This is a genomic window from Sinomonas sp. T428B, from assembly GCF_056780155.1.
Genome location: NZ_JBRAZR010000001.1, coordinates 3,880,348 through 3,903,457 on the forward strand (window position 1 = coordinate 3,880,348; position 23,110 = coordinate 3,903,457).

25 protein-coding genes are annotated in these 23,110 nt (G+C 72.9%); 6 read left to right on the top strand and 19 right to left on the bottom strand.

Going from position 1 to position 23,110, the window contains the following annotated elements; translation table 11 throughout:
* Nucleotides 1-115: 115 nt before the first annotated feature.
* Nucleotides 116-475, top strand: a complete 360-nt coding sequence (locus ACUYMY_RS17975; protein ID WP_481704877.1) for a VOC family protein — start codon at nucleotides 116-118, stop codon at nucleotides 473-475.
* Nucleotides 476-481: 6 nt separating this feature from the next.
* Here ACUYMY_RS17975 and dnaB read toward each other — a convergent pair whose 3' ends face one another.
* A complete protein-coding gene (gene dnaB, locus ACUYMY_RS17980) occupies nucleotides 482-1,870 on the bottom strand; it encodes a replicative DNA helicase (RefSeq protein WP_481704878.1) in 1,389 nt (462 codons plus the stop codon).
* A 481-nt stretch (nucleotides 1,871-2,351) separates the two neighbouring features.
* Here dnaB and ACUYMY_RS17985 point away from each other — a divergent pair, with 481 nt between their 5' ends.
* A complete protein-coding gene (locus tag ACUYMY_RS17985) occupies nucleotides 2,352-3,251 on the top strand; it encodes a hypothetical protein (RefSeq protein ID WP_481704879.1) in 900 nt (299 codons plus the stop codon).
* A 21-nt stretch (nucleotides 3,252-3,272) separates the two neighbouring features.
* Here the strand turns inward: ACUYMY_RS17985 and ACUYMY_RS17990 are convergent, their stop codons facing one another.
* The 6 genes from ACUYMY_RS17990 to rpsF form a co-directional block, all read right to left on the bottom strand.
* Nucleotides 3,273-4,415 carry a dipeptidase gene (locus ACUYMY_RS17990; protein ID WP_481704880.1) on the bottom strand — a complete coding sequence of 381 codons (1,143 nt, stop codon included), beginning with the start codon at nucleotides 4,413-4,415 and terminating at the stop codon, nucleotides 3,273-3,275.
* Between the two features lie 36 nt (nucleotides 4,416-4,451).
* Nucleotides 4,452-5,114: a CE1759 family FMN reductase gene (locus ACUYMY_RS17995; RefSeq protein ID WP_481704881.1), complete on the bottom strand. Its 663-nt coding sequence runs from the start codon at nucleotides 5,112-5,114 to the stop codon at nucleotides 4,452-4,454.
* A gap of 154 nt (nucleotides 5,115-5,268) precedes the next feature.
* Nucleotides 5,269-5,721, bottom strand: coding sequence for a 50S ribosomal protein L9 (gene rplI / locus ACUYMY_RS18000; RefSeq protein ID WP_481704882.1), 453 nt, complete (start codon nucleotides 5,719-5,721; stop codon nucleotides 5,269-5,271).
* Nucleotides 5,722-5,739: 18 nt separating this feature from the next.
* On the bottom strand, nucleotides 5,740-5,979 hold the full coding sequence (gene rpsR / locus ACUYMY_RS18005) for a 30S ribosomal protein S18 (RefSeq protein ID WP_026820365.1): 240 nt from the start codon (nucleotides 5,977-5,979) through the stop codon (nucleotides 5,740-5,742).
* A gap of 82 nt (nucleotides 5,980-6,061) precedes the next feature.
* Nucleotides 6,062-6,670 carry a single-stranded DNA-binding protein gene (locus tag ACUYMY_RS18010; RefSeq protein ID WP_481704883.1) on the bottom strand — a complete coding sequence of 203 codons (609 nt, stop codon included), beginning with the start codon at nucleotides 6,668-6,670 and terminating at the stop codon, nucleotides 6,062-6,064.
* A 68-nt stretch (nucleotides 6,671-6,738) separates the two neighbouring features.
* Entirely contained in the window at nucleotides 6,739-7,044 is a 306-nt protein-coding gene (gene rpsF, locus ACUYMY_RS18015) for a 30S ribosomal protein S6 (protein ID WP_077487995.1), read from the bottom strand.
* Nucleotides 7,045-7,245: 201 nt separating this feature from the next.
* Between rpsF and ACUYMY_RS18020 the strand changes: the two genes are divergently transcribed.
* Nucleotides 7,246-7,905 carry a DUF1345 domain-containing protein gene (locus tag ACUYMY_RS18020; protein ID WP_481704884.1) on the top strand — a complete coding sequence of 220 codons (660 nt, stop codon included), beginning with the start codon at nucleotides 7,246-7,248 and terminating at the stop codon, nucleotides 7,903-7,905.
* A 15-nt stretch (nucleotides 7,906-7,920) separates the two neighbouring features.
* A complete protein-coding gene (locus tag ACUYMY_RS18025) occupies nucleotides 7,921-8,256 on the top strand; it encodes a YnfA family protein (RefSeq protein WP_481704885.1) in 336 nt (111 codons plus the stop codon).
* A 57-nt stretch (nucleotides 8,257-8,313) separates the two neighbouring features.
* On the opposite strand, the gene ACUYMY_RS18030 is transcribed toward ACUYMY_RS18025, so the two are convergent.
* The 9 genes from ACUYMY_RS18030 to ACUYMY_RS18070 all read right to left on the bottom strand — a co-directional run bounded on the left by ACUYMY_RS18030 (nucleotide 8,314) and on the right by ACUYMY_RS18070 (nucleotide 18,045).
* Nucleotides 8,314-9,597: a M18 family aminopeptidase gene (locus tag ACUYMY_RS18030; RefSeq protein WP_481704886.1), complete on the bottom strand. Its 1,284-nt coding sequence runs from the start codon at nucleotides 9,595-9,597 to the stop codon at nucleotides 8,314-8,316.
* A gap of 9 nt (nucleotides 9,598-9,606) precedes the next feature.
* Complete coding sequence (locus ACUYMY_RS18035) at nucleotides 9,607-10,338, bottom strand: glutamine amidotransferase (protein WP_481704887.1); 732 nt, start codon at nucleotides 10,336-10,338, stop codon at nucleotides 9,607-9,609.
* Nucleotides 10,339-10,406: 68 nt separating this feature from the next.
* Complete coding sequence (locus tag ACUYMY_RS18040; protein WP_481704888.1) at nucleotides 10,407-11,144, bottom strand: response regulator; 738 nt, start codon at nucleotides 11,142-11,144, stop codon at nucleotides 10,407-10,409.
* Between the two features lie 31 nt (nucleotides 11,145-11,175).
* Nucleotides 11,176-12,411, bottom strand: coding sequence for a sensor histidine kinase (locus ACUYMY_RS18045; protein WP_481704889.1), 1,236 nt, complete (start codon nucleotides 12,409-12,411; stop codon nucleotides 11,176-11,178).
* Between the two features lie 19 nt (nucleotides 12,412-12,430).
* The gene (locus ACUYMY_RS18050) at nucleotides 12,431-13,303 is read right to left on the bottom strand and encodes an ABC transporter permease (protein WP_481704890.1); all 873 of its coding nucleotides are present in this window, start codon (nucleotides 13,301-13,303) and stop codon (nucleotides 12,431-12,433) included.
* The gene (locus tag ACUYMY_RS18055) at nucleotides 13,300-14,265 is read right to left on the bottom strand and encodes an ABC transporter ATP-binding protein (RefSeq protein ID WP_481704891.1); all 966 of its coding nucleotides are present in this window, start codon (nucleotides 14,263-14,265) and stop codon (nucleotides 13,300-13,302) included. Before ACUYMY_RS18055 ends, ACUYMY_RS18050 begins: the two co-directional genes overlap by 4 nt.
* A 108-nt stretch (nucleotides 14,266-14,373) precedes the next feature.
* Nucleotides 14,374-15,936 carry a phosphatase PAP2 family protein gene (locus ACUYMY_RS18060; protein WP_481704892.1) on the bottom strand — a complete coding sequence of 521 codons (1,563 nt, stop codon included), beginning with the start codon at nucleotides 15,934-15,936 and terminating at the stop codon, nucleotides 14,374-14,376.
* A 10-nt stretch (nucleotides 15,937-15,946) separates the two neighbouring features.
* Nucleotides 15,947-17,290: an MFS transporter gene (locus ACUYMY_RS18065; RefSeq protein WP_481704893.1), complete on the bottom strand. Its 1,344-nt coding sequence runs from the start codon at nucleotides 17,288-17,290 to the stop codon at nucleotides 15,947-15,949.
* Nucleotides 17,287-18,045 (bottom strand): DeoR/GlpR family DNA-binding transcription regulator, encoded by a 759-nt coding sequence (locus tag ACUYMY_RS18070; RefSeq protein WP_481704894.1) that lies wholly within the window; start codon nucleotides 18,043-18,045, stop codon nucleotides 17,287-17,289. Before ACUYMY_RS18070 ends, ACUYMY_RS18065 begins: the two co-directional genes overlap by 4 nt.
* A gap of 80 nt (nucleotides 18,046-18,125) precedes the next feature.
* On the opposite strand from ACUYMY_RS18070, the gene ACUYMY_RS18075 reads away from it, so the two are divergent.
* The gene (locus ACUYMY_RS18075) at nucleotides 18,126-18,953 is read left to right on the top strand and encodes a CPBP family glutamic-type intramembrane protease (protein ID WP_481704895.1); all 828 of its coding nucleotides are present in this window, start codon (nucleotides 18,126-18,128) and stop codon (nucleotides 18,951-18,953) included.
* A gap of 45 nt (nucleotides 18,954-18,998) precedes the next feature.
* Here the strand turns inward: ACUYMY_RS18075 and ACUYMY_RS18080 are convergent, their stop codons facing one another.
* The 3 genes from ACUYMY_RS18080 to ACUYMY_RS18090 all read right to left on the bottom strand — a co-directional run bounded on the left by ACUYMY_RS18080 (nucleotide 18,999) and on the right by ACUYMY_RS18090 (nucleotide 22,292).
* Nucleotides 18,999-19,742: an MBL fold metallo-hydrolase gene (locus ACUYMY_RS18080; RefSeq protein ID WP_481704896.1), complete on the bottom strand. Its 744-nt coding sequence runs from the start codon at nucleotides 19,740-19,742 to the stop codon at nucleotides 18,999-19,001.
* 41 nt (nucleotides 19,743-19,783) lie between these two features.
* Entirely contained in the window at nucleotides 19,784-20,248 is a 465-nt protein-coding gene (locus tag ACUYMY_RS18085) for a DUF4383 domain-containing protein (protein ID WP_481704897.1), read from the bottom strand.
* A gap of 73 nt (nucleotides 20,249-20,321) precedes the next feature.
* Nucleotides 20,322-22,292 (bottom strand): penicillin-binding transpeptidase domain-containing protein, encoded by a 1,971-nt coding sequence (locus tag ACUYMY_RS18090; protein WP_481704898.1) that lies wholly within the window; start codon nucleotides 22,290-22,292, stop codon nucleotides 20,322-20,324.
* Between the two features lie 134 nt (nucleotides 22,293-22,426).
* Between ACUYMY_RS18090 and ACUYMY_RS18095 the strand changes: the two genes are divergently transcribed.
* Nucleotides 22,427-23,074: an aspartate/glutamate racemase family protein gene (locus ACUYMY_RS18095; RefSeq protein WP_481704899.1), complete on the top strand. Its 648-nt coding sequence runs from the start codon at nucleotides 22,427-22,429 to the stop codon at nucleotides 23,072-23,074.
* The last annotated feature ends 36 nt before the right edge of the window (nucleotides 23,075-23,110 follow it).

Here is a 23,110-nt window from a genome sequence, read left to right on the forward strand (position 1 = left end):
GCAGCGCGTCCCGCTCCGGCACCAGCGCAGGAGGGGTGTCACCAGAGTGCCATGGATCACGTTCGGGTGGCAGCAGGGGACGCATACTGTCCGCTCGCGCGGGTAGCTTTCCGGCATGGCTATCGCACGCTTCCCCATCACCGTCATCGACTGCCCGGACGCCGTGGCCCTCGCGGCCTTCTACTCGGCGCTCCTCGACTGGAAGGTCGAGGAGTCAGACCCGGAGTGGTCGCAGATCCGCGCCGAGAACGGCCAGCGCCTGGCCTTCCAGGGCGTGCAGGAGTATCGGGCGCCGGAATGGCCGGGGCAGGAGGTGCCGCAGCAGATGCACCTCGACGTCTACGTGGACGATCTCGACGCCGGCGAGGAGGCCGTGCTGGGCCTCGGAGCCACGAAGCACTCCCACCAGCCGGGGACCACCTTCAGGGTGTTCCTCGACCCGGCAGGGCACCCGTTCTGCCTCTGCGTGGACTAGGCGCTCCTAGAACCCGCCACCCTCGCCGCCGGCGTCAGCGGCCATGTTGGCGAAGCGCGAGTAGTGGCCCTGGAAGGCCACGACGATGTCCTTGGTCGGGCCGTTGCGGTGCTTGGCCACGAGGATGTCCGCCTCGCCTGCGCGCGGGGACTCCTTGTTGTAGACGTCCTCGCGATGGAGCAGGATCACCATGTCGGCGTCCTGCTCGATCGAGCCCGACTCGCGGAGGTCGGACACCATGGGCCGCTTGTCCTGGCGCTGCTCCGAGCCGCGGTTGAGCTGGGAGAGGGCGATGACGGGCACCTGCAGCTCCTTTGCGAGGAGCTTGAGGGCGCGGGAGAACTCCGAGACCTCCTGCTGGCGGCTCTCGACCTTCTTGCCGCTCGTCATGAGCTGGAGGTAGTCGAGGACCACGAGCTTGAGGTCGTGCTGCTGCTTGAGCCGGCGGCACTTGGCCCGGATCTCCATGAGGGACATGTTGGGCGAGTCGTCGATGAACAGCGGCGACTCATTGAGCGGGCCGAGGACCGAGGCGATCTTGGACCACTGCTCGTCCCGCAGGGTTCCGCGGCGGAGGTCCTGGAGCTGGATGGATGCCTCTGCGCTCATGAGGCGCATCGCGATCTCGTTGCGGCCCATCTCGAGGGAGAAGAAGACGGTGGCCATCTTGTGCTTGATCGCCGCGGAGCGGGCGAAGTCGAGGGCGAAGGTCGACTTGCCGACGGCGGGGCGCGCGGCGATGACGATCATCTGGCCGGGGTGCAGCCCGTGGGTGAGCTCATCGAGCTCGTAGAAGCCCGTCGGGACGCCGGTCATCCCGCCGCCGCGGTGGCCGGCCGCCTCGATCTCGTCCATCGCGGACTCCATGACCTGCGAGAGCGGGACGTAGTCCTCGGCCGTGCGGCGCTCGGCCACGGCATAGACCTCGGCCTGCGCCTGGTTCACGAGGTCCTCAACCTCGCCGTCCTGGCCGTAGCCGAGCTGGACGATCTTCGTGCCGGCCCCGACGAGGCGGCGCAGGACGGCGCGCTCGGCCACGATCTCCGCGTAGTAGCCCGCGTTCGCTGCCGTCGGGACGGACTGGATGAGCTCATGGAGGTAGGCCGGCCCGCCGACGCGGTTGATCTCGCCGCGCTTGGTGAGCTCGTCCGAGACGGTCACGGCGTCCGCGGGCTCGCCCCGGCCGTAGAGGTCGATGATCGCCTCGTAGATGGCCTCGTGGGCGGGACGGTAGAAGTCGGGGCCGCGCAGGACCTCGACGACGTCTGCGATGGCGTCCTTCGAGAGCATCATGCCGCCGAGCACGGACTGCTCCGCCGCGACGTCCTGCGGGGGCGTCCTCGCCGTGTCCGCGTCGCGGTAGGCCGGCGGGGAATCGACGGATGATGCGGACACCGGAACACCTCGGTCACTAGCTCTTGGCCCGGAACTCCGCAAGGGGAGATGCGACATGTCGCGCGGGTGCTCCGGAGGGTTGCCAGCAACGCTAACGGTGCCCACCGACAGCCGTGAAGCTGCGTTTTCACCACCCCTGTGGAAAAGGTGTTGAAGAGGGGCCCTTCGTTGTTCGCATCTCCTGTGGATATCTGTGGATAACTTCCGCCCGACCTCCGGAACTGCCGTCTGACCTGGGAAAACGTCGTCGACAGCTTGTGGAACAAAGTTTTTTGTCCACAGGGGCAATCCACAGCGCCCACAGGCCCAGTTCTGCTCACATATGTGTTTTCAGCCACGCACCGGGAAAATATGTGGTGTTCGCCACGTTCTGGTCCATGCCCCGCCAGGCCCATGTTGTCCGCGGCATATAGGCAGCTCTCGCGGGGGTCAGGGACTAGGCTGGAAGTGCCCGTCCCGCAACCCTGAGAAGCCCGCCTCCATGGAAAACCTCCTGCCGCCCCTCGCCATCCTCCTCGTGGTCGCCGCCACCGTCGTCGTCGTGATCCGCGCCGGGATCCGGCGCACCCGCACGTCCCTCGGCGACGCCTTGGCGGGGGGCCCCGAGGCTGCCGCCGCGGCCGCGGCCCGCCTCACCGAGGCCCAGCACCGCTCCATCTACTCGCTCATCGCGCGGGGGCAGACGGTCCAGGCCATCGCCGCCTATCGCGAGGCGACCCGGGCGCGCCTCGCGGATGCGCGCAATGCCGTGCTGCTCATGGATCGCTACCCGCAGCCCTACCGCGGGACCCAGGCCGCCGCGGCGTCTCCGGCACCGGAGGGGCCTGCCAAGGAGAAGCCTGCCCAGCAGAAGCCAACGCAGCAGAAGCCAACGCAGCAGAAGCCAGCGCCGGAGAAGCCAGCGTCGAAGCACTCCTCAGGGTCAGAGAAGTCCACTGAGGCCCAGTCCACCCAGCCCGGGACCGCGGGCCCCGAGGCCAGGTCCCACCGCGACGCCGCCGAGGCCCCGAAGGCCCCGGAACCCTCGACGCCGGTCGAGGCCGGCCGTGCCGGGGACACGGCGCCGGCGCCGGGCACGCCCGAGCCGCCGCCCGCCGTCGTGCGCCCGGAGACGGCGGCGCAGCATCCGCAGGCCCAGCCGCAGCCGGCACAGGCCACGACCGGCGAGGGCCGCCCCCAGCGCTTCCCCTACCGCTACCGCGCGATCGTGAGCAACGGACGGCAGACCCTCGAGGTCGCGTCCAACATGCTCAACGACCAGATCTACGCCGAGATCAAGGAGCTCGCGCACATCGGCGACACCGAGGACGCCGCGCAGATGCTGTGCCGACACTCGGACATCAGCATCGAGGACGCGCGCGCCTTCGTCGCGCTGCTCTAGCCCCGCGGCTGGCCGCACAGGCTACGAGTCGGCGGCCTCGAGGACGCGCAGGGCGTTGCCCCACGAGAGCGCGTCGAGGTCCTCCCGGGACCAGCCTCGCGCGGAAAGGGCCTCGAGGAGCGGAGCGTAGCCCGCCACGCCGTCCATCCCCGCGGGGAGGTCGGGCGTGCCGTCGAAGTCGCCGCCGAGCCCGAGGTGGCGCGGCCCCACCACCTCGCGCGCGTGCTCGAGGTGACGCACGACGTCGTCGACCGTCGCCTCGGGCGCGGGGTTGGCCGCCTCCCAGGCGGCGAACTCCGCGGCGGCAGCCGGGTCCTCGTCGGGCGCGACATCGTGGAAGCCGACCGCGAGCCCCAGCTCGCGGCGCTTCTCCCGCAGGTCCCACGCGTAGGCCCGGCACGCCTCGGAGAGGAACTTGGGGACGAAGGTCACCATGAGCACGCCGCCGTTGGCCGGCAGCCGCTCGAGGACGCCGTCGGGGACGTTGCGCGGGTGCCCGCAGACCGCCCGGGCCGAGGAGTGCGAGAAGAGCACGGGCGCTGAGGTCGCGTCGAGGGCGTCGTGCATCGTGCGCTCGGAGACGTGCGAGAGGTCCACGATCATCCCGATCCGGTTCATCTCCGCCACGACCTCCCGGCCGAACGCCGTGAGCCCGAAGTCCTCGCCCGCCGTGGCCGCGGCGCCGGTGGCCGAGCAGGCCCACGGGATGTCGTCGTTGTGCGTGAGGGTCAGGTAGCGCACGCCAAGCCGGCGCATCATGCGCAGGGTTCCGAGGGAGCCGGCGATGCTGTGCCCGCCCTCCATCCCGAGCAGGGACGCGATCCGCCCCCGGGCAGCGCTCTCCCGGACGTCCGCGGCGGTGTCGGCGAGCTCGAACACGTCCGGGTGGGCGGCCGCCAGCCGGTGCACGCAGTCGACCTGCTCGAGGGTCGCCACGACGGAGTGCTCGGGGGCGAGCGTCGAGGGGACGAAGACCGACCAGAACTGGGCCCCGACGCCCCCGGCGCGCAGCCGCGGGATGTCCGTGTGGAGGCGGGGCTGCAGGGCGTCGAGGGCGGCGGCGGCGATGTCGTAGCCGAAGTCCTGGCGCAGCGCCCAGGGCAGGTCGTTGTGGCCGTCGAAGACGGGTGCCGGCGCTGCGGCGTCCACCGCGGAGTCGTCCATGCCCGCCATCGTACGTGCCGGGGCAAGGCGGGCCGTTCAGCGGCTCCCGGTGAGGTCCGAGAGGAGCTCCTCGAAGGACTTGTCCTCGGGGCGGGTGGCGACGGCCGGACGCAGCGGGGCTTCGCCCGCGCGCGCCTCCTGCCGTGCGGGGGCGAGTTCGGCCACGAGCTCGGCGGCAGCCCGCTCGATCCGGGCCGAGAGGCCTCCCGCGGCGCCCTCCGCCCCGGCCCGGCCCCAGTCCATGGGCGCGGCGTACACTGCGGTCGGGACGATCCGCGTGCGCAGGTACGCGAAGAGCGGGCGCATCGCGACGTCCACGACCATGCTGTGGCGCTCCGAGCCTCCCGTCGCGCCGAGGAGGACCGGCTTGGCCTCGAGGGACTTCGGGTCCAGGACGTCGAAGAAGGACTTGAAGAGGCCGCTGTAGGAGGCGCTGAAGACGGGGCTCACCGCGATGACCGCGTCGGCGCGCTCGACGGCGTCGACCGCCTCCGCGAGGCGCGGCGCCGCGTACCCCGTGACGAAGTTGTTGGCGATGTCCACGGCGAGGTCGCGCAGCTCGTAGACCGTCACGAGCGGCTCGAGGCCGGCCTCGCGCGCGCGGCGCTCTGTGGCGGCTGCGAGCTGGTCCGCGAGGAGGCGGCTCGAGGACGGCACCCCGAGGCCTGCGGAGATGACGACGATGCTGGTGGCTTCCATGGTTCCCTCGCTCTGCTTGACGGTCCCTCCGGGCAAGGAGGGTACATGCGTTTGCATCTATCGAGAGAACCGAGAGCGCGGCGAACCTATTCCCGCCCCAGACGGCGAAAGGGCCCCGCCGTCAGGCGGGGCCCTCCCTGTCCAACCTTGGGGACTACTTCGCGGCGACGACCTCGAGGGTCACGACCGCGGAGACCTCGTCGTGCAGGCGCACGGTGACCTCGTACTTGCCGGTGGTCTTGATGTGACCGGGCAGGACGACCTTGCGCTTGTCGATGGCACCGAGGCCAGCGGCCTCGACGGCACCGGCAACGGCCTCGGCGCGGACGGTGCCGAAGAGGCGACCCTCCTTGCCGGCCTTCACCTCGAGGCGCACGGGCGCCTTGGCGAGGGAAGCGGCCTGGGCCTGGGCGGCCTCGAGCGTCTTGTGCTCGCGCGCCTCGCGGGCGGAGCGGATCTGCTCGACCTGCTTCTCGCCACCCTTGGTCCAGGTGAGCGCGAAGCCGCGCGGCAGCAGGTAGTTGCGCGCGTAGCCGTTCTTGACCTCGACAACGTCACCGGCGGCGCCGAGACCGGACACCTCGTGAGTCAGGATGAGCTTTGCCATGATCTATCGCTTCCCTTCTCAGCCGCGGCCAGCGCCGGAGTAGGGCAGCAGAGCGACCTCGCGGGCGTTCTTGATCGCCTGGGCGATCTTGCGCTGCTCCTGGACGGACACGCCGGTCACCCGACGCGCGCGGATCTTGCCGCGGTCGGAGATGAACTTGCGCAGCAGGGCGACGTCCTTGTAGTCGATGACGGTGATGTCAGCGGCCTTCAAGGGGTTGGACTTTGGTTTCGGCTTGCGAATCTCAGCCTTGGCCATCGTGGAGCTCCTTAGAGTCGTGGAGCCCGTGGGCTGTGCCACGGGATGGTGTGTTGATTAGGTGTGGAAAGCGATCGGCAGATCAGAACGGGGGCTCGGAGTCGGAGCCGTTGCCCCAGCCTCCGGAGCTGCTGACGCCCGGGGTTGCCCACGGGTCGTCCTGCTGCTGGGCGCCGCCGCCCTGCTGCCAGCCGCCGGAGCCGCCGCCCTGGTTCTGCGAACCCTGGCCGCCTCCCCAGCTCCCGCCGGCGTTGCCGCCGCCGAACTGGCCGCCGCCACCGAAGTTGCCCCCGCCGCCGCCGAAGTTCCCGCCCTGGCCGCCGGAGCGCTGGGTGCGGTTGACCTTGGCGGAGGCGTAGCGCAGGCTCGGGCCGATCTCGTCGACCTCGAGCTCGATGACGGTGCGCTTCTCGCCTTCCTTGGTTTCGTACGAACGGCTCTTCAGCCGGCCCGAGACGATGACGCGCATGCCCTTGGTCAGGGATTCGGCGACGTTCTCGGCAGCCTCGCGCCAGATGGACGCCCGGAGGAACAGGGTCTCCCCGTCCTTCCACTCGTTCGTCTGGCGGTCGAAGGTGCGCGGCGTGGAGGCCACGGTGAAGTTGGCGACGGCCGAGCCCGACGGCGTGAACCGAAGTTCGGGATCGTTCGTCAGATTGCCGATGACCGTGATGGTCGTCTCGCCTGCCATGCTTCCTCCTGGTTCCGTGCCTGCGTCACTGAACAGCGTTGTACTGGGGTGAGGGGATCACGCCAAGACTACTTGGCGGAAACCTTCTGGTCCTCGGGGCGGATGATCTTCGTGCGGAGGATCGTCTCGTTGAGGTTGAGCTGACGGTCAAGCTCCTGGGCCGTGGCCGGCTCGGAGGTGAAGTTGACGACGGCGTAGATCGCCTCGTTCTTCTTCTTGATGTCGTAGGCCAGACGGCGGCGGCCCCAGATGTCCACCTTGTCGACGGTGCCACCGTCCGTGGTGATCACATTGAGGAACTTCTCCAGCGACGGCTGAACAGTGCGCTCGTCGACCTCGGGGTCAATGAGAACCATCAGTTCGTAAGGACGCATACGTGAACCCACCTCCTTTGGGCTAAGCGGTTGCGGTCTCTCCGCAACAGGAGGTTCAGTGCGTGTGCCCGCGCTTCCGGTGCCGGCCCGAACGGCCGGCCTGAAACACAGACTGCACTATCCTACCGGACGGGCGGCAGCCCTCTCGACGCGCATGTGGACAACACGCCGCTGCGCGCAGCTGTGGAGGAGGATAGCCCCATGAGCCCGGAGCAGGCAGCATCCTCCGTCCGTGCCCGCACGGCCCGCACCCGCCTGACCGTGATGGCGCTCCTCGGCGCGGCTGGGTTCGCCGCCACCGGCCTTGCGGCGTCGTGGTGGTACGCCCCCGCCGTCGGCTGGGGCGTGGCCGCCCTCGTCTACGACGTCTGGGTGTGGTCCCGCATCGCCCCCATGGACGTCGACCAGACGCGCTCCCACGCCCTCGAGGAGGATCCCAGCCGACGCACCCGCGAGTTCCTCATCCTGTGCGCGAACGCGGCGGCGATCATCGCCGTCGTCGTCGTCATGGTCTCCTCGAGCGACGAGGACAAGGCCGAGCGGGTCATCCTCGCGCTCGTCGCGCTCGTGGTCGTCGCCGCCTCGTGGCTCCTGGTCCACACGCTCTTCACGCTGCGCTACACCGAGCTCTACTACACGGAGCCCGAGGGCGGCATCGGTTTCAACCAGGAGGCGCCGCCGAGCTACACCGACATCGCCTACATGGCATTCAGCCTCGGCATGACCTTCCAGGTCTCGGACACCGCCATCACGGACCCCGCGGTCCGCGCGGAGGCGCTCAAGCACAGCCTCCTCGCCTACGTCTTCTCGACGCTCGTGCTCGCGACCACGGTCAACCTCGTGATCGGCCTCGCCGCCTAGACCTAGGCTGGGGCCGTGAAGCCACTCGTCTCCGTCGCCCTGTTCGCCCTCGCGGCCCTCGCCGAGATCGGAGGCGCGTGGCTCGTGTGGCAGTCCGTCCGCGAGGGCAGGCCGTGGTGGTGGGCCGGGCTCGGCGTCATGGCCCTTGGCGCCTACGGCTTCGTCGCCGCCCTCCAGACCGACGCCCACTTCGGGCGCGTCCTCGCCGCGTACGGCGGCGTGTTCATCGCGGGCTCGCTCGCGTGGGGCGTCGTCATGGACGGGTTCCGGCCCGACCGCTGGGACCTCGCCGGCGCCGCCGTGTGCCTGCTCGGCGTCGCGCTCATCATGTTCGCCCCACGCCAGGGCTGAGCCGGAGCGCCAGGCTGGACTAGGCGTCCCACCGACCCGGCCGCGCGCCGTCGTCCGCTAGCCGCGGAAGAAGCGCTCGGCGACGAGCGCGAGCCGCCAAGGGTCCTGGACCCCGGCGAGCTCACGCGCCGAGTGCATCGACAGGAGCGGGATCCCGACGTCCACCGTCCGGATGCCCAGCCGCGTCGCCGTGAGCGGGCCGATCGTCGAGCCACACGGGAGGTCGTTGTTCGAGACGAACTCCTGGTACGGCACCTCGGCCTGGGCGCACAGCCCGGCGAAGAGCGCCGCACCGGGCGCGTCCGTCGCATACCGCTGGTTCGCGTTGATCTTCAGCAGCGGCCCGCCGTTGAGGACGGGGTGGTTGGCGGGGTCGTGCCGCTCGGCGTAGTTGGGGTGGACGGCGTGGCCGGCGTCCGCGGAGAGGTGCCACGAGGCGGCGAGCGCACGACGCCGATCGGTCGCCGTCGCGGCGAGGCCGTCGCCGATGCGCGCGAGGACGTCCTCGAGGAACGGCCCCGACGCGCCCGAGCGCGACGCCGAGCCGACCTCCTCGTGGTCGAAGGCGGCCAGGACGGCGATCGAGTCGCCCCCGGCCGCGGGGTGCTCGTGGGCCCGCGCGAGCGCCACGACGCCCGCGTGCACCGAGGAGAGGTTGTCGAGCCGGCCCGAGGCGAGGAGCTCCTCCTTGGCCCCGAACACCGCGGGCTCCTGCGCGTCTGCGGCGACGACGTCGAACCCGCCCACGCGCGCGGCGTCGACCCCGGCGGCCTCAGCGAGGAGCCCGAGGAGGTCCGCGGAAGACGCCTCGCCGAGCCCCCAGACCGGGTTCATGTGCTGCTGCTTGCCGAGCATGAGCCCCTCGTTCACGGTCCGGTCGAGGTGGATCGCGAGCTGCGGGAAGCGCAGGAGGGGGCCGGTCGCGACGAGGTGCTGCTCGCCGTCGTGCGTCACAAGGCGGCCGGCGAGCCGCAGCTCCCGGTCGAGCCACGAGTTCAGCAGCGGCCCGCCGTAGACCTCGACGCCGGCCTGGAGCCAGCCGTGCCGCCCGGTGGTCGGCTTGGGCTTGAGCTTGAACGACGGCGAGTCCGTGTGCGCGCCGAGGATGCGGAAGGGCGTGTGCGGCCCGGCGCCGTCGGGAACGGTCCACGCGATGAGCGCGCCGTCGCGCACGACGGCGTAGCCGCCCGGCCCCGTGGGCCACTCCTCGGTCTCGGAGAGCAGCTGGAAGCCCGCCTCCCCGAGCCGCCGGGCCCCCTCCGCCGCTGCGTGGAAGCTCGATGGCGAAGCCATGACGAAGCGGCCGAGGTCCTGGGCATGGCGGTGCGCGGCGGTAGGCATGACGCGAGTCTAGCCAGCGTAGCGCTCCACGAAATTGCGCAGGATCTTCTGCGGCTCGGTGACCGTGGCGCCGAACGCGCGCTCCTTGACGGCCTCCGCCTCCTCGGGCGGGAAGTAGCCCGAATGCTTGTACGCCTCGACCCGCCGCTCGATGCCCTCCATGTCCAGCTCGGGATGGAACTGGGTCGCGTAGAGGTTCTGGCGGAACCGGAACATCTGCACCGGGCACGTGTCCGAGCCCGCCAGCAGCGCCGCGTCCGGCGGCAGCGTCCGCACGGCCTCCTTGTGGCCCACATAGGCGTCGAAGGCCGTGTCGACGCCCGCGCACAGCGGGTCGGCGTGGCCGGCGTCCGTCAGGTGCACCTTCACCGGGCCCACGGGCTCGCCGTAGTAGCGGTCGACGACGGCGCCCCGGTGGGTGCCGAGGAGCCCGACCCCGTAGCACGCGCCGAAGAACGGGAAGTCCTCCTCGACGATGCGGTCCAGGAGGGCGCGGATCTCGGCCTCGACCCGCACCTGCGTCGCGCTCTTCTCGTGCTCCGGGTCCGACGCCGTGAACGGGCTGCCGCCGAGGATCACCCCCGAATAGCGCTCGAGGCGGATCTCGGGCAGCGGCCCCGCCTCCGTGCGGACGCGGTGGAGGTCGTCGGAGGAGAGGCCCGAGTATTCGCGGAAGGCGCGGTACTCGTCGTCGGCCACGACGTCGTGGCTGCGGGCGGCGAGGAGCAGGAAGGGCCGCATGCGGCCATTGTCACTCGCTCGGGGCGGCTCGCCTAGGCCCACCGGCCGGCGGGGCGAGGCCGGAAGCGTCAGTAGTCCGGGTTGCTCGGGATCACGAGGCCCGTCTCGTAGCCGTAGACGACGGCCTGCACGCGGTCCCGCAGGTGCAGCTTGGTGAGGATGCGCCGCACGTGGCTCTTGACGGTCGCCTCGGAGAGGTAGAGCCGGTGGGCGATCTCGGCGTTGCTGAGCCCCTCGCAGATCGTGCGGAGCACCTCGAGCTCGCGCGGGGTCAGCTCCTGCAGGAGCGGGTCCGGATCGGGCGCGGCGACGGGGCCGGGCCTCCCTTCCCCGGCTCTGTCCCCGCGCACGTAGGTCTCGAGCAGGCGCTGCGTCACTCGGGGGCTCACGACGGCGTCGCCGCTCGCCACGGCGCGCACGGCGGTCACGAGCTCCGCGGGGGCCACGTCCTTGAGCAGGAACGCCGAGGCCCCGGCCCGGAGCCCGGCGAACGCGTACTCGTCGAGGTCGAAGGTCGTCAGGATGATGACCCTGGCCTCGCCCTCGGCGGCAATCCGCCGGGTCGCCTCGATCCCGTCCATGACGGGCATGCGCACGTCCATGAGCACGACGTCGGGCGCGAGCTGGGCGGTGAGCCGCACCGCCTCGGCGCCGTCGCCGGCCTCGCCCACGACCTCGATGCCGTCCTCGGACTCGAGCACGAGCCGGAAGCCCATCCGCAGGAGCGGCTGGTCGTCGACGAGCAGGAGCCGCAGCTCCCCGTCCCTGGCCTCGGCCGCGCTGTCCCCTGCCGTGGATTCCCCCATGTGCCCCCCATGTCTCTCGTACTGCCGTCGGTCATCGCTCGGCCTCCGCCCACTGGAGCGTGGCCTCCACGGTCCATCCTCCCCCGGCGCGCGGACCCGCGCTGAGCGTCCCGCCGTAGATCGCGGCCCGCTCGCGCATGCCCGCGATGCCGCGCCCCGTCCCGAGGTGCGGCTGCGCGTCCTCGGGCGGGGCGGCGCCGTCGTGCTCCACCCGGATCCGCACCCTCCCGTCCTCGCGGGCGACGAGGACGTCCGCCCGCCCGACGCCGCGGCCGTAGCGCAGCGCGTTCGTGAGGGACTCCTGGACGATCCGGTGGACGGCGAGCTGGAAGGCCGCGTCCTCCGGCAGCGGCCCGCCGCGCAGGGTCAGGACGGCCGGGAGCCCGGCGGTGCGGAACCCCGCGACGAGCGACTGGAGCGAGCCGGTCCCGGGCGACGGCGAGCGGCTCGCCTCCCCGGAGTCCTCGCGCAGCACGCCGAGGACGCGGCGCATGTCCGCCAACGCCGCCCGGCCCGTGCGGGACAGCTCGCCGAGGACCTCCTGGGCGCGCTCGGGGTCCTTCTGGGCGACGGTCGCGGCGCCGTCGCTCAGGGCGACCATGACGGTCAGGGAGTGCGCGACGACGTCGTGCATCTCCCGCGCGATCCGGTTCCGCTCCTGCACCGAGGCGAGCTCGGCGCGGCGCAGGGCCCACGCGCGAACGTCCGCCTGGTGCAGCCGATTGCCGCGCACCCACATCCCGAGGCCCGCGGCGAGGACGTACATGAGCGCGACGGAGGCGGCGGCGACGAGCCCGACGTACCGGCCGTTGTCGGGGACGTACTCGCCGTCCGGCTGGTAGACGAACGCGTAGTAGACCCATGCGGGCAGGGCCGCCGCCACGGTGGCCGGGACGGCCGCGGCGGCGGGGACGGCGGTCGCGAGGGCGAAGAGCGCGAAGATCACCGCGACGCTCATGATCGAGCTGTGCGGAGACGAGAACAGGAGCCCGGCCTCGATCGCGACGGCCGCGGCCAGCACCGCCCACGGGGCGCGGCGCCGGAAGAGGAGGAGCAGCTGCAGGAGGACCAGGAGGACCGAAAACCACCAGAACCGGTGCAGCGCGTACTCGACGATGAGCGGGACGGAGAGGAAGAGCGCGCTCGCGACGACGATCCAGTCCATGACCGCGGGGTGCTCGGCGAGGTAGCGGCGCACGCGCCCCGGCCGTGCCGGCACCGTAAGGGCCGGCACGGCCGGGGCTGCGGGGGTGGCCGGGGAGCTCATGGCCTCCATCGTGCGTGGCTCAGACGTCCCGGACCTTGAGGCTCACCGCCGCGCCGACGAGGAGGGCCAGGACGTAGCCGGCGAGGACGAGGGCGCCCTGCCACGGCTCGAGCAGCGCGGGCGCGGCGGCGTCCGAGCCCCACTGGACCATGGCGTTCGCCGCGTTCGTGGGCAGGTACTTGCGTGCCTGCTCGAAGAACTCGCCCGGGATGAGCTGGAAGATGATCGGGAGCACGAACAGGCCCGCGACGAGCGTCACGATCGCCCCGGCGGAGTTCCGCAGGAGCGTCCCGAGGCCCAGGCCCATCCCCGCGACGGCCGCGACGTACACGCCGTTGAGCAGGATCGACCGCTGGACCTCCTCCGAGGCCAGGTCGAGGGTGAGGCCGTACTCCTGGACGATCGGCTGGGCCACGAGCCCGCCGAGCATCGCCCCGGCGTACGTGACGACGAAAGCGATCACGACGACGAGGAGCAGCTTCGCGGCGAACACCGGCAGCCGCTTCGGCACGGCGGAGAAGGTCGCCCTGGCCATGCCCGTGGTGAACTCGGAGCTCATAGCGAGCACCGCGAGGGCGCCGATGATGAGCTGGGTGAAGGAGACCGCGGCCGTCGGGATCGTGAGGGCGATGTCCCCGCCCTGCTGGGCGAGCGCCGCGGCGGCCTCGGGGTCGGTCTGCGCGGCGCGGGTGAACTCGCCCGTTCCCCACGCCTGGAGTGCGGCGAAGCCGGCCATGAGCGCGATGGCGCAGAGCAGGAGGATCGGGGTCGAGAGGACCGTGCGGGCCTTGATGGCCTCGGCGTCGAGCACGCGGAGGAAGCTCGGGCCGGGGACGCGAGGGGCAGAGTGGGCGGGTGCGCCGGCGGGTGCGCTGCTGCTGAGGGTGCTCATCGGATCACTTCCCTGCGGTGGCCGGGACTCCAGGCGCCGGCGTCGCCGCCGGCCTGGGTCAGGTGGGACTCGTACTCGACGTCGTCCCGGGTGAGCTGGAGGTACGCCTCCTCGAGGGACGCCTGGAGCGGCGTGAGCTCGTAGACGAGGATCCCGGCGCCGAGGGCGATGCTGGCAATCTCGCGAGGCTCGAGGCCCGTGACCTCGAGGTGGCCGTCCTCGTGGGCCGCGACGCTCACGCCCTCGCGGGCGAGCAGCGCCGTGAGCTCGGCGGGGCTGTCGGTCCGGACGCGGGAGCGGGCCTTGCCCTGCCCGTCGAGGATGTCCCGGATCGGGGCGTCCGCGATGATCCGGCCGCGGCCGATCACGATGAGGTGGTCCGCGGTCTGGGCCATCTCGCTCATGAGGTGGCTCGAGAGGAAGACGGTGCGCCCTTGGGAGGCGAGGTACTTGACGAGGTTGCGCACCCACACGACTCCCTCGGGGTCGAGGCCGTTGACGGGCTCGTCGAGCACGACGACCTGCGGGTCGCCGAGGAGCGCGGCGGCGATCCCGAGCCGCTGGCCCATGCCGAGCGAGAAGCCCTTGACCTTCTTGCGGGCGACGGCGCCGAGGCCGGTCATGTCGATGACCTCGCCGATGCGGTCCCGTGGGATGCTGTGGGTCGCGGCAAGCGCGTGGAGATGCTGGTAGGCCGAACGGCCGGGGTGCACGGCGCGGGCCTCGAGGAGCGCGCCGATCTCGCGCAGGGGCGCGCGGTGCCTCGCGTAGGGCTCCCCGTTGACGGTCACGGTGCCGCGGGTCGGGGCGTCGAGCCCCATGATCATGCGCATCGTCGTGGACTTCCCGGCGCCGTTGGGGCCGAGGAAGCCGGTCACGCGGCCCGGCTCGACCGTGAAGGTCACGCCGTCCACCGCCGTCTTCTCGCCGTACACCTTGGCCAGGTCTGTCGCCTGGATCATGGGTCCCCCTGGGGTATCTGTGGCTGACACCTCCACGCTAGGCCTGTCCGCCACGCCGAGACGACGGCCGGGAGGATGAACCTGGCCCGGGCCCGTCGTCCGGAAGGACTACTCCCCGGCGGGGGCGAGCGGCGAGTAGACCGTGAGGGCGCCCGGCTCGACCCACAGCCGGGCACGGCGGACGCCGGTGAGCACCTCGCCGTCGACCGCCAGGGTGAGCGCGCCGCCGTCCGAGCGGAGGTCGAGCCGCGCGTGCTCGCCCGACCGGTCGCCGATCCGCACGACGCGGCAGCTCTCCGTCGTGCCGGTCACGAGGGCCGCGACGAGGCGGAGGCGGGCAAAGCGCCCCTCGTCGTTGATCGAGCGGACGTCGAGCACGCCGTCGTCGATGAGGGGACGCTCGAGCGGGGCGAGGTCCCGGGGCCAGTAGCGGCCGCGGCCCACGTAGAGCGTCCACAGGCGGTGGCGGACGCCGTCGACCGTGAGCCGCGTGGGCGTGCCGCCGACGAACGTGCGCAGCGCGGCCACGGCGGCGGCCCCGCGCTTGCGCAGGATCGGGACGCGGCGCAGGAGGTGGTCGCGCCGGCGCACGAGGTCCGGGTAGAGGCCCACGCTCGCCGTGTTGAGCATGACCAGCTCCTGCACCTCGGGCGCCTCCTCGGAGCCGCGCTCGGCGCGCACCCGGCCGAGGTCGCTGCGCACGGCGCGGCCGGCCGCGACCGCCTCGGCGACCTCGGCGGGCTCGAGCGCTCCGGCGTCCCGGGCGAAGTGGTTGAAGGTCCCGCCCGGGAGCACGGCGAGCGGCAGGCCCGTCTCGGCGCACACGCCCGCCACGGTTCCCACGGTCCCGTTGCCGCCCCACACGGCGAGGGCGCGGATGCCCTCGGTCGCGGCGAGGTCCCGCGCGGCGCGTGCGGCGTCCTCGTCCGGCTCGAGCTCGTGCACGAGCGCGTGCGGGAAGAGGACGCGCAGGGCTGACAGGACGTCCTGCTCCGCCTCGCCGCTGAGCGGGTTGACGACGACGGCGAGTCCCCGCCCGCCGTCGAGCGCCGGGGCGGGGGCCGCGGTGAGCGTGTGCGGCGGCGGGGCCTCCTGGCGCGGCCACCACGAGCGGGTCACGAGGGCGGCCCCGACGCCCATCGCCGAGCCGAGGACGACGTCGCTCGGCCAGTGCGCGCCCGTGTGCACGCGCGAGTACGCGACCGCGGCGGCCACGGGGGCGAGGGCCGCGCCGAGGGGCGGGCTGACCATGCCGACCCCGGCCGCGAACGCCGCGGCCGACGCCGAGTGGCCGCTCGGGAGGGACGAGCTCGTGGGCTGGGGGTGGAGGAACCGGTGGACCGGGAGGTGGTGGGGCTCGGGCCTGGCCCTCGGGAGGATCGTCTTGAACACGATGTTGACCACGGCCGAGGCCACGGAGACGGCGAGCAGGCCGTGGGCGGCGGCGCGGCGCGGCGGGCCCTTGCGGGTCGCGAGCAGCGCCGCCACGGCCATCCAGAGCTTGGACTTCGTGGCCGCCCGGGTGAGCCAGACGAGCCCCGGATCCCAGGGCCCGTGCGGCATCGCGGCGACCCGGCGCACGAGCGCCCTGTCCATGCTCTCCACGGCATGGAACGGCGGCCGGCCCGGCGGGCGGAGGCGCCGGCGGACCCGGAGGGGGTCGCTCCTCATGCGGGCAACCCTACGCGCCGGCCTCCGGGCGCGCCACGGGCTCCGCAGCGCTCTCCGCGGCTCCCTCCCCGGCACCGCCGGGAGCGCCCTGGCCGCCGGGACCGCCCGCCCCGACGGCGGCCGGCTCCTCCTTGCGGGTCACGCCCGCGAGGGCGAGGGCCACGGCGATGGGGACGAGGATCGCCAGCAGCGCGGCCCGCAGGCCCACGTGGTCGCCGAGGTAGCCCAGGAGCGGAGGGCCGGCGAGGAACGCGATGTAGCCGAGGGTCGAGACGACGGCGACGCGGTTCGCCGCGTGCCGCGGGTCGTCCGCGGCGGCGGACATGCCCATGGGGAACGCGAGGGCCGCGCCCAGGCCCCAGAACACGGCGCCGACGGCCGAGAGCCAGTACGTGCCCGCGAGGGAATATGCCGTGAGGCCCATGAGTGCCGACACCATGCTGATCCGCAGCGCCGCGACGCGCCCGATCCGGTCGATCACGCGGCCGCCGAACCAGCGGGCGATCGTCATCGCGCCGACGAACACCCCGAAGAGCGAGGCGCCCGCGGCCTCGCTCGCCCCGAGGCCGTCCACGACGCCCTTCGAGATCCAGTCGTTGCCGGCGCCCTCGGTGAGGGTCGCCCCGAGGACGACGACGCCGATGAGCAGCGTCCGCGGGTGGCGCCACGCGGCGAGGGCGCCGCCGGGCGCCTTGTCGCCCCCGTGCGCCCCGCCCTCGGCGGGATGGTGCGCCGAACCCGGCCCCGCGGCGTCGTGCGCGAGGAAGTAGCGGGGCACGGCGACCAGGACGGCGACCACGGCCGCGACGATCGCGAACAGGTGCATCGGCAGCGAGACGTCCGCCGCCGAGAGTCCCGCGCCGACCATGGCCCCGGCGAAGGCGCCGCCGCTGAAGGCCGCGTGGAACTGCGGCATGATCGTGCGCCCGAGCCGGTGCTCGACGTCGGCCCCCGCGATGTTCTGGGCCACGTCCCATAGGGCGATGCCGGCGCCGAACACGGCCAGGGCCACGGCCACGACGGGCACCGAGGCGAGCAGCAGGCCCACCGCGACGGCCGTCCCGGCGGCCGCCGCGAGGACCCCGCCCAGGCGGACGGTGCGCTTGAGGCCGATCCGGTCCGCGACCGTGCCCGTGAGCGGCATCGCGATGAGCGAGCCGATCGCGATCATGAGCAGGAGGCTGCCCATCTGGCCGGTCGTGAGGCTCAGGATCTCGGTGACCGAGGGGATGCGCGCGGCCCAGCTCGCGAAGACGAAGCCGTTCGTCCCGAAGATCGCGAAGACGGCCAGCGCCGCGGCGCGGACCTCGCGGGCGCTCGGGTGCCGGCGGGCGGCGGGGTTCTCGGGATTCATGCGGTGACGACCTCGATGCCGTGGGTGGTCAGGTACTCGGATTCTTCGGGGGTGCACGCGTGGTCGGTCACGAGGACGCTGGCCATGCTCAATGCTCCCACGCGGGCCAGCGCGACCCGGCCCCATTTGCCCTCGTCGCACAGGACGATGGTCCGGGCCGCGACCTCCGCCGCCGCGCGCTTGATGCTCGCGTCCGCGAGGTCGTAGGCCGTGAGCCCGTCGGCGAGCGTGAGCCCGCACGGGACGACGACGGCGGTGTCCACCCGCAGCGCGCGCACCCCCGCCTCGGCCGTCGGCCCCGCGAAGGCCTGCTCGCCGCGGCGGATCGAGCCGCCGGGCAGGACGAGCTCGATGCCCGGGGCGTCGGCGAGGGCCGTCGCGGACTGGAGCGAGAGCGGCATGACGGTCGCGCGGCGGCCGGCCAGGCCCCGGGCGAGCTCGGCCGCCGTCGTGCCCGAGTCCAGGATGAGGCTCTCGCCGTCCCCGATGAGCGTGGCCGCCGCGGCGGCGACGCGCGCCTTGCCCTCGGCGTTCTCGATCCGGCGCTGCCCGAAGCCGGGGTCCTCGCCCCGGCCCAGGATGCTCTCGGCCCCGCCGTGCCGGCGTCGCAGCACCCCGCGCTCCTCGAGCACACCCAGGTCGCGGCGGACGGTGACCTCGGAGACACCGGTCTCCTCGGCAAGCTCGGCGACGCCGACCGTGCGGCGCGCGCGCACGATCGCCGCGATGCGGCGGTGCCGCTCGTCGGTGTCCATGTCCTCTACGGTAGCAAACGAAAGTCATTTGTGATCGAATGAGATCATCCCGCGTGTGAGGAGTGGCATAGTCTGGAGCCATGGTGAGGGGGACGTGGCAGGGGACCGAGGCGCCCGTGCGGGTCCGGCCGGCGGCCGTGGCGGCCGCAGCGCTCGTGACGGGCTCCGCCGTCGTGCTCTACGTGGCGCGGGCCCCGCTGCCGGGCTATGCGGTCATGGCGGCCGGCCTCGCCCTCGCGGCGCTCACCGACCGGGCGCTCACGCGGAGCCTCGCGCTCATCGCCGTTGGGCTCGTGATCGTCTCGACCATCTCCGTCGAGGCGGACATCTCCTACCCGAACATGGCCCTCATGGGCATCGTCCTCGGGCTCGCCGTCGCCGTCCCCTACGTCCTCTCGCGCTATGCGCTCCGCGAGCGGGCCATCCGCTTCCCCTGGCGCGGGGACCACCCGTGGAGCCGCGCGCAGTGGGCCTACCTCGTGCTCGTCATCGCCGCGGCGTGGCTCATCCTGCCGTTCTACTTCATCACCTCGGGCGCCTACCGGAACTGGCCGGCCGTCTCCTCGCCGGACGAGATCGGCCGGCTCTTCGTGGGCGTCAACGCGGTGGGCATCTGGGACGAGCTGTTCTTCGTGTGCACGGTCTACGTGCTGCTGCGCCGGCACTTCCCCCCATGGCTCGCGAACCTGCTGCAGGCCGTCGCGTTCGTCGCGTTCCTGTGGGAGCTGGGGTACCGCGAGTGGGGGCCCGCGCTGACCATCCCGTTCGCGCTCCTGCAGGCCTTCACGTTCTCCATCACGCGCTCGCTCGCGTACGTCGTGACGGTGCACCTGCTGTTCGACCTCGTGGTGTTCCTCGTGATCGTGCACGCGCACCACCCCGGGGCACTGCCGATCTTCCTCGTCTAGCTGTCTCCTCCGGCCGCAAGCGGCCGGGGCCGCGGGCCGCCGCAGCTAGTGCCTCGAGACCCTGAGGGCCTCCCCGACGGCGGACTCGGCGCCGCGGGTCCAGGGCAGGCCGTGGCCGGGCAGGAGCACCGACGCCCCCGTCGCCGCGAGGCTCTCGAGCGAGGCGAGCGCCTGCTTGCTGTCGGCGGTCGCGGCCCGCGCCACGAGCTGGGGCCCGTCGCGGCCGGTGTACGGGTCGAGGGTCACGAGGGCGTCGCCGGCGATGACGGCGTCCCTCTCGCCGAACCACAGGGCGATGGACCCCGCGGTGTGGCCGGGGACCGGGACGAGGATGGGCTCTCCGGGCAGGCGATCGAGGGCGTCCTGGGTGAGGGGCCGGACGTCCCTGGTCCCGGGCACCACGAGGGCGCCCGCCGCGACCATCCGGCCCAGGATCCCCACGTCCCTCGGGTAGCGGAGGGGATAGAGGAGCGGGCTCCGCTCCCGCCGGTAGCGGTAGGGGTGGGCCGCGAGGGAGTGGTCGGCCGGGTCGGCATAGACCGGGATGCCGAAGCGCGCGTGCAGACGCGCGGCCACCCCGACGTGGTCGAAGTGGCCGTGCGTGAGGACGAGGGCCCGGATGTCCTCCGGGCCCCGGCCGAGGCTCCTGACCGCATGGGCCAGGAGCCTCTCAGTGGCAGGGAGTCCCGCGTCGACAAGCAGGAGGTCGTCGCCGCTCTCGACGAGATAGAGGTTCGTCCAGGCGTGCTCGAGCCGGTGGATCCCGGGCGCCTCGTTCAGGGTGAGCATGCGTATCACCTGTGGCCGAAGGCTGCCGGGCCCCGCCGGCGCTAGCCCATGGTTGTCGTCCGCGTCCCTGCGGTCCTGCGGCCCAGAATCAGGCCCAGGGCGAGCATTCCGATCCCGAGGACGAGGTGCAGGAAGTTGTCCGCCATGTTCATGGGGACGAAGTTCGCCGGTGTTGGGCCGCCGAAGATGAGGCCGTAGACGAAGAGCACGAGGTAGATCGCCCCGCCCCAGACGAGGAACGCCCTCGCACCGGAGACGCTGCGGCCCATCGCGAGGCCCGCCACGCCGAAGAGCAGGTGGACGATGTTGTGGAGGATCGAGACCTGGAACACGCCGAGGAGGAGGGCCTCCGACATGTGTCCGTAGGCCCCCAAGGGCCCCATCGTGATCCCCGGGATGAAGCCGAGGAGTCCCACGAGGAGGAATACGGCGCCCACTGCCATGGCGGCGATTTCAATGGGGGTGCGGTGGTGTGACGCTGCTGGCCGAGCGGCTGACGTTGACATAGTCCCCTCCTCAAGGGTGTAGGTGTCATCCACGTCGCAGATCGCTTACCCCGACTCTGGCCTTTCAAACGTCCTACCGGCCTGCCTCCGTGAGGAATCTGGTCAGCAGGGGGCCGGAGACCTCGGCGCCGAAGCCGCCCTCCTCGACGAACACTGCGACCGCGAGGTCGCCCTGGGTCCCGATGATCCACGCGTGAGTCTTGGGCGGGGTGTCCGTGCCGAACTCGGCAGTGCCCGTCTTCGCCCCGACCGGGGCGCCCGGCACCGCCGAGAGGAAGCCGGCGTGCCCGCTCGTGACGACGGCGCGCATGAGGTCCTGCAGGACGCCCGCCTCGGCGGCGCTCACCCCGGGGGCGGGCGACGCCGTCGGGCTCGGCGCCGAGGTGGGGCCCTGTGACGGCGAAGTGGGGGCCTGTGACGCCGAGGCGGGGGCATCGACCACGAGCCTGGCCGAGACCGGCGAGCCCTTCCCGACCGATCCGGCCATGATGGCCGCGGCGAGCGGCGAGAAGAGGATCCTCCCCTGCCCGATCATCGAGGCCGCGTGCTCGGTGCCGTCCGCCGTCCCCGGCACGGATCCGAAGAACGCGGCCGCGCCGAGGCCGGGGTGGTCGATGGCGACGCCGAGCGCGGTCGCCGCCGACTCGAGCTGTCCCTGGGTGACCGAGCCTCGCAGGTTGATGAAGGCCGTGTTGCACGAGTGCGCGTAGGCGTCCCGGAGCGTGATGTCCCCGAGGGACGACGCCGGGTAGCCGGGCGCGTTGGAGAACTTCCGCCCGTCCACGGTGAGGGTCTCGGTGCACTGCACGCGCGTCTCGGCGGACCCGCCCCCGCGCAGGACGGCGAGCGAGTCGACGGTCTTGAAGATCGAGCCCGGCGCGTACTGGCCGAGCATCGCGGTGTTGTACCCGTTGCTCCCCGGGCCGGAAGCGGCCGCCAGCACGGCGCCGTCGGACGGGCGCAGCGCGACGATGGCAGACGCCGGCCCGTCCCCCGCGAGCGTGTCCTCGGCGAGCTGCTGGAGCCGGGGGTCGAGCGTGGTCCGCAGCGGCGTGCCCGGGACGGGGTCCGCGGAGAAGAGGGTGCGCCGTGCCGAGGGGTCGGCGCGGCGGGCCTCGGCCGTGAGGTCGGCGGGCTGGGCGTAGACGGCGAGCCCGTCCTTGCCGCGCAGCTGAGCGTCGTACTGGGACTGCAGGCCGCCGATCCCAGTCTCGTCCCCGGCCTGGAGCGCGCCCTCGGAGGCCTCGACCTGCTCGGCGGTCGCCTGCCCGACGCTGCCGAGGACGGGCCGCGCGAACGTCCGCGTCGGGGCGAGGGGCAGCGTGTCCTCGACGGTCACGGCCCCCGGGACGGCCGCGATCTGATCGTCCGTGGGAGTGCGGCCGGGCTCGTCGCGCAGCACGATGGCCTCGGCGAACGCCTTTTCCCCTGAGGCCGCGACCTGCTGCGCGAACGCTGCCGGGTCCACGCCGACGAGCTCGGCGAGGGCCCGCGCGGCGGCCTCCTGCCCCTCGGCCACGACCTTGGCCTTGTCGATCCCCACGCGCAGGACCGGCCGCGACGTCACGAGCTTCGCGTCCCCCGCGCCGAGGATCTCGGCCCGCTCCGGGGCCACCGCCTCGAGCACGAGCACCTCGGCGGCCCCGAGCTGCGGCGCGAGCAGGTCCGGCCGCCACTCGGTGAGCCAGCGGTCCCCGTCCCGGGCGAGCCGCGCCGTCGTCGAATAGGCCCACTCCTGCCCGGAGAGGGTCCAGCGGTAGTCGAGGACGACGTCGGCATGGTCGCCGTCGATCGTCGGCTCGCCGGCGGTGACGGCCGGCTTCGCCTCGCCCAGACCCTCGACGGCGGCCGCGACCTGGGTCTGCGCCGCGGAGGGCTCCGTGCCGCGCATCGGCACGCCGCCGACGTCGAGCGCGGACAGCGCGGAGGCGAGCTGCCCGGCGGCCTGCTTGGCCGCGGCCTTGCGGCCGTCGTCGCATGCTGCGAGGGCGCCGGTGAGCAGCGCCGCGGACAGGACAAGCGCGAGCGCGCGAGGGTTCCCCATGCGCCACAGCCTAAGCTCGGGGCGCCGCGGGAGAACGTTACTGAGCCGTCACGGCCGCGAAATGTCGGCGGCGTAGCGTCGGGACCGAGGGCCGCACCCAGCCCCGCCGCACCCGAACCACCCCTGGGGGAACCATGCGAGTCGCCGTCATCCGCGCCCTGACCACATCCGATCCGAGGCTCCTGCACGCCCACGGCCGCGCCCTCGAGCGCGCCTACGGGTTCCGGACCGTCACCCGCTGCATCCCCGGCCAGCCGCGCGGGGTCCACGATGCGGCGTCGTTCGCCGAGGCGGCCCCCAAGGTCGTCGCGATGGCCCGGGAGCTCGAGGGCCAGGCCGACGCCATCCTCATCTCCTGCATGGCCGATCCGGGGCTGGGCCAGGCCCGCGGCGCCGTGGGCGTGCCGGTCGTCGGGGCCGGCGCCGCGGGGGCGGCGGCCGCGCTCGCCCTGGGCGGCACGATCGGGGTCCTCGGCCTGGACGGCGCCATCCCCGAAGCCGTGACCGACGCAATCTGGCCACGGCCCATGATGACCGACGGTCCCGACGAGGTCGCCGACCCGGCGGGGTTCCACACGCCCACGGGCGCCTTCGGCGCCGTCGCCGGGGCGGGCCGGCTGCGCGAGGCCGGGGCGGACGTCATCCTGCTCGGCTCGGCCTCGCTCTCGAGCATCGGGATCGCCCCGCACCTCCGCCGGTCGCTCGGGGTGCCGGTCGTCGACCCGGTCCTGGCCGCCGGCTCCGCGCTCGCGTCGGCGCTCGGGCTCCCGGCCGCGGCGTAGTCCTCGGCACGGCCACCCGTCAGAAACTGCACAACT

Coding starts and splice junctions, on each gene's coding strand:
- ACUYMY_RS18070 (WP_481704894.1), bottom strand. CDS start 18,045: ATGGACACCGACGAGCGGCACCGCCGCATCGCGGCGATCGTGCGCGCG.
- rplI (WP_481704882.1), bottom strand. CDS start 5,721: ATGGCAAAGCTCATCCTGACTCACGAGGTGTCCGGTCTCGGCGCCGCC.
- rpsR (WP_026820365.1), bottom strand. CDS start 5,979: ATGGCCAAGGCTGAGATTCGCAAGCCGAAACCAAAGTCCAACCCCTTG.
- ACUYMY_RS18090 (WP_481704898.1), bottom strand. CDS start 22,292: ATGGGGAACCCTCGCGCGCTCGCGCTTGTCCTGTCCGCGGCGCTGCTC.
- ACUYMY_RS18030 (WP_481704886.1), bottom strand. CDS start 9,597: ATGCCTACCGCCGCGCACCGCCATGCCCAGGACCTCGGCCGCTTCGTC.
- ACUYMY_RS17985 (WP_481704879.1), top strand. CDS start 2,352: ATGGAAAACCTCCTGCCGCCCCTCGCCATCCTCCTCGTGGTCGCCGCC.
- ACUYMY_RS17990 (WP_481704880.1), bottom strand. CDS start 4,415: ATGGACGACTCCGCGGTGGACGCCGCAGCGCCGGCACCCGTCTTCGAC.
- ACUYMY_RS18065 (WP_481704893.1), bottom strand. CDS start 17,290: ATGAATCCCGAGAACCCCGCCGCCCGCCGGCACCCGAGCGCCCGCGAG.
- rpsF (WP_077487995.1), bottom strand. CDS start 7,044: ATGCGTCCTTACGAACTGATGGTTCTCATTGACCCCGAGGTCGACGAG.
- ACUYMY_RS18050 (WP_481704890.1), bottom strand. CDS start 13,303: ATGAGCACCCTCAGCAGCAGCGCACCCGCCGGCGCACCCGCCCACTCT.
- ACUYMY_RS18085 (WP_481704897.1), bottom strand. CDS start 20,248: ATGTCAACGTCAGCCGCTCGGCCAGCAGCGTCACACCACCGCACCCCC.
- ACUYMY_RS17995 (WP_481704881.1), bottom strand. CDS start 5,114: ATGGAAGCCACCAGCATCGTCGTCATCTCCGCAGGCCTCGGGGTGCCG.
- ACUYMY_RS18055 (WP_481704891.1), bottom strand. CDS start 14,265: ATGATCCAGGCGACAGACCTGGCCAAGGTGTACGGCGAGAAGACGGCG.
- ACUYMY_RS18020 (WP_481704884.1), top strand. CDS start 7,246: ATGAGCCCGGAGCAGGCAGCATCCTCCGTCCGTGCCCGCACGGCCCGC.
- ACUYMY_RS18075 (WP_481704895.1), top strand. CDS start 18,126: ATGGTGAGGGGGACGTGGCAGGGGACCGAGGCGCCCGTGCGGGTCCGG.
- ACUYMY_RS18080 (WP_481704896.1), bottom strand. CDS start 19,742: ATGCTCACCCTGAACGAGGCGCCCGGGATCCACCGGCTCGAGCACGCC.
- ACUYMY_RS18060 (WP_481704892.1), bottom strand. CDS start 15,936: ATGAGGAGCGACCCCCTCCGGGTCCGCCGGCGCCTCCGCCCGCCGGGC.
- ACUYMY_RS18040 (WP_481704888.1), bottom strand. CDS start 11,144: ATGGGGGAATCCACGGCAGGGGACAGCGCGGCCGAGGCCAGGGACGGG.
- ACUYMY_RS17975 (WP_481704877.1), top strand. CDS start 116: ATGGCTATCGCACGCTTCCCCATCACCGTCATCGACTGCCCGGACGCC.
- ACUYMY_RS18095 (WP_481704899.1), top strand. CDS start 22,427: ATGCGAGTCGCCGTCATCCGCGCCCTGACCACATCCGATCCGAGGCTC.
- ACUYMY_RS18010 (WP_481704883.1), bottom strand. CDS start 6,670: ATGGCAGGCGAGACGACCATCACGGTCATCGGCAATCTGACGAACGAT.
- ACUYMY_RS18045 (WP_481704889.1), bottom strand. CDS start 12,411: ATGAGCTCCCCGGCCACCCCCGCAGCCCCGGCCGTGCCGGCCCTTACG.
- ACUYMY_RS18035 (WP_481704887.1), bottom strand. CDS start 10,338: ATGCGGCCCTTCCTGCTCCTCGCCGCCCGCAGCCACGACGTCGTGGCC.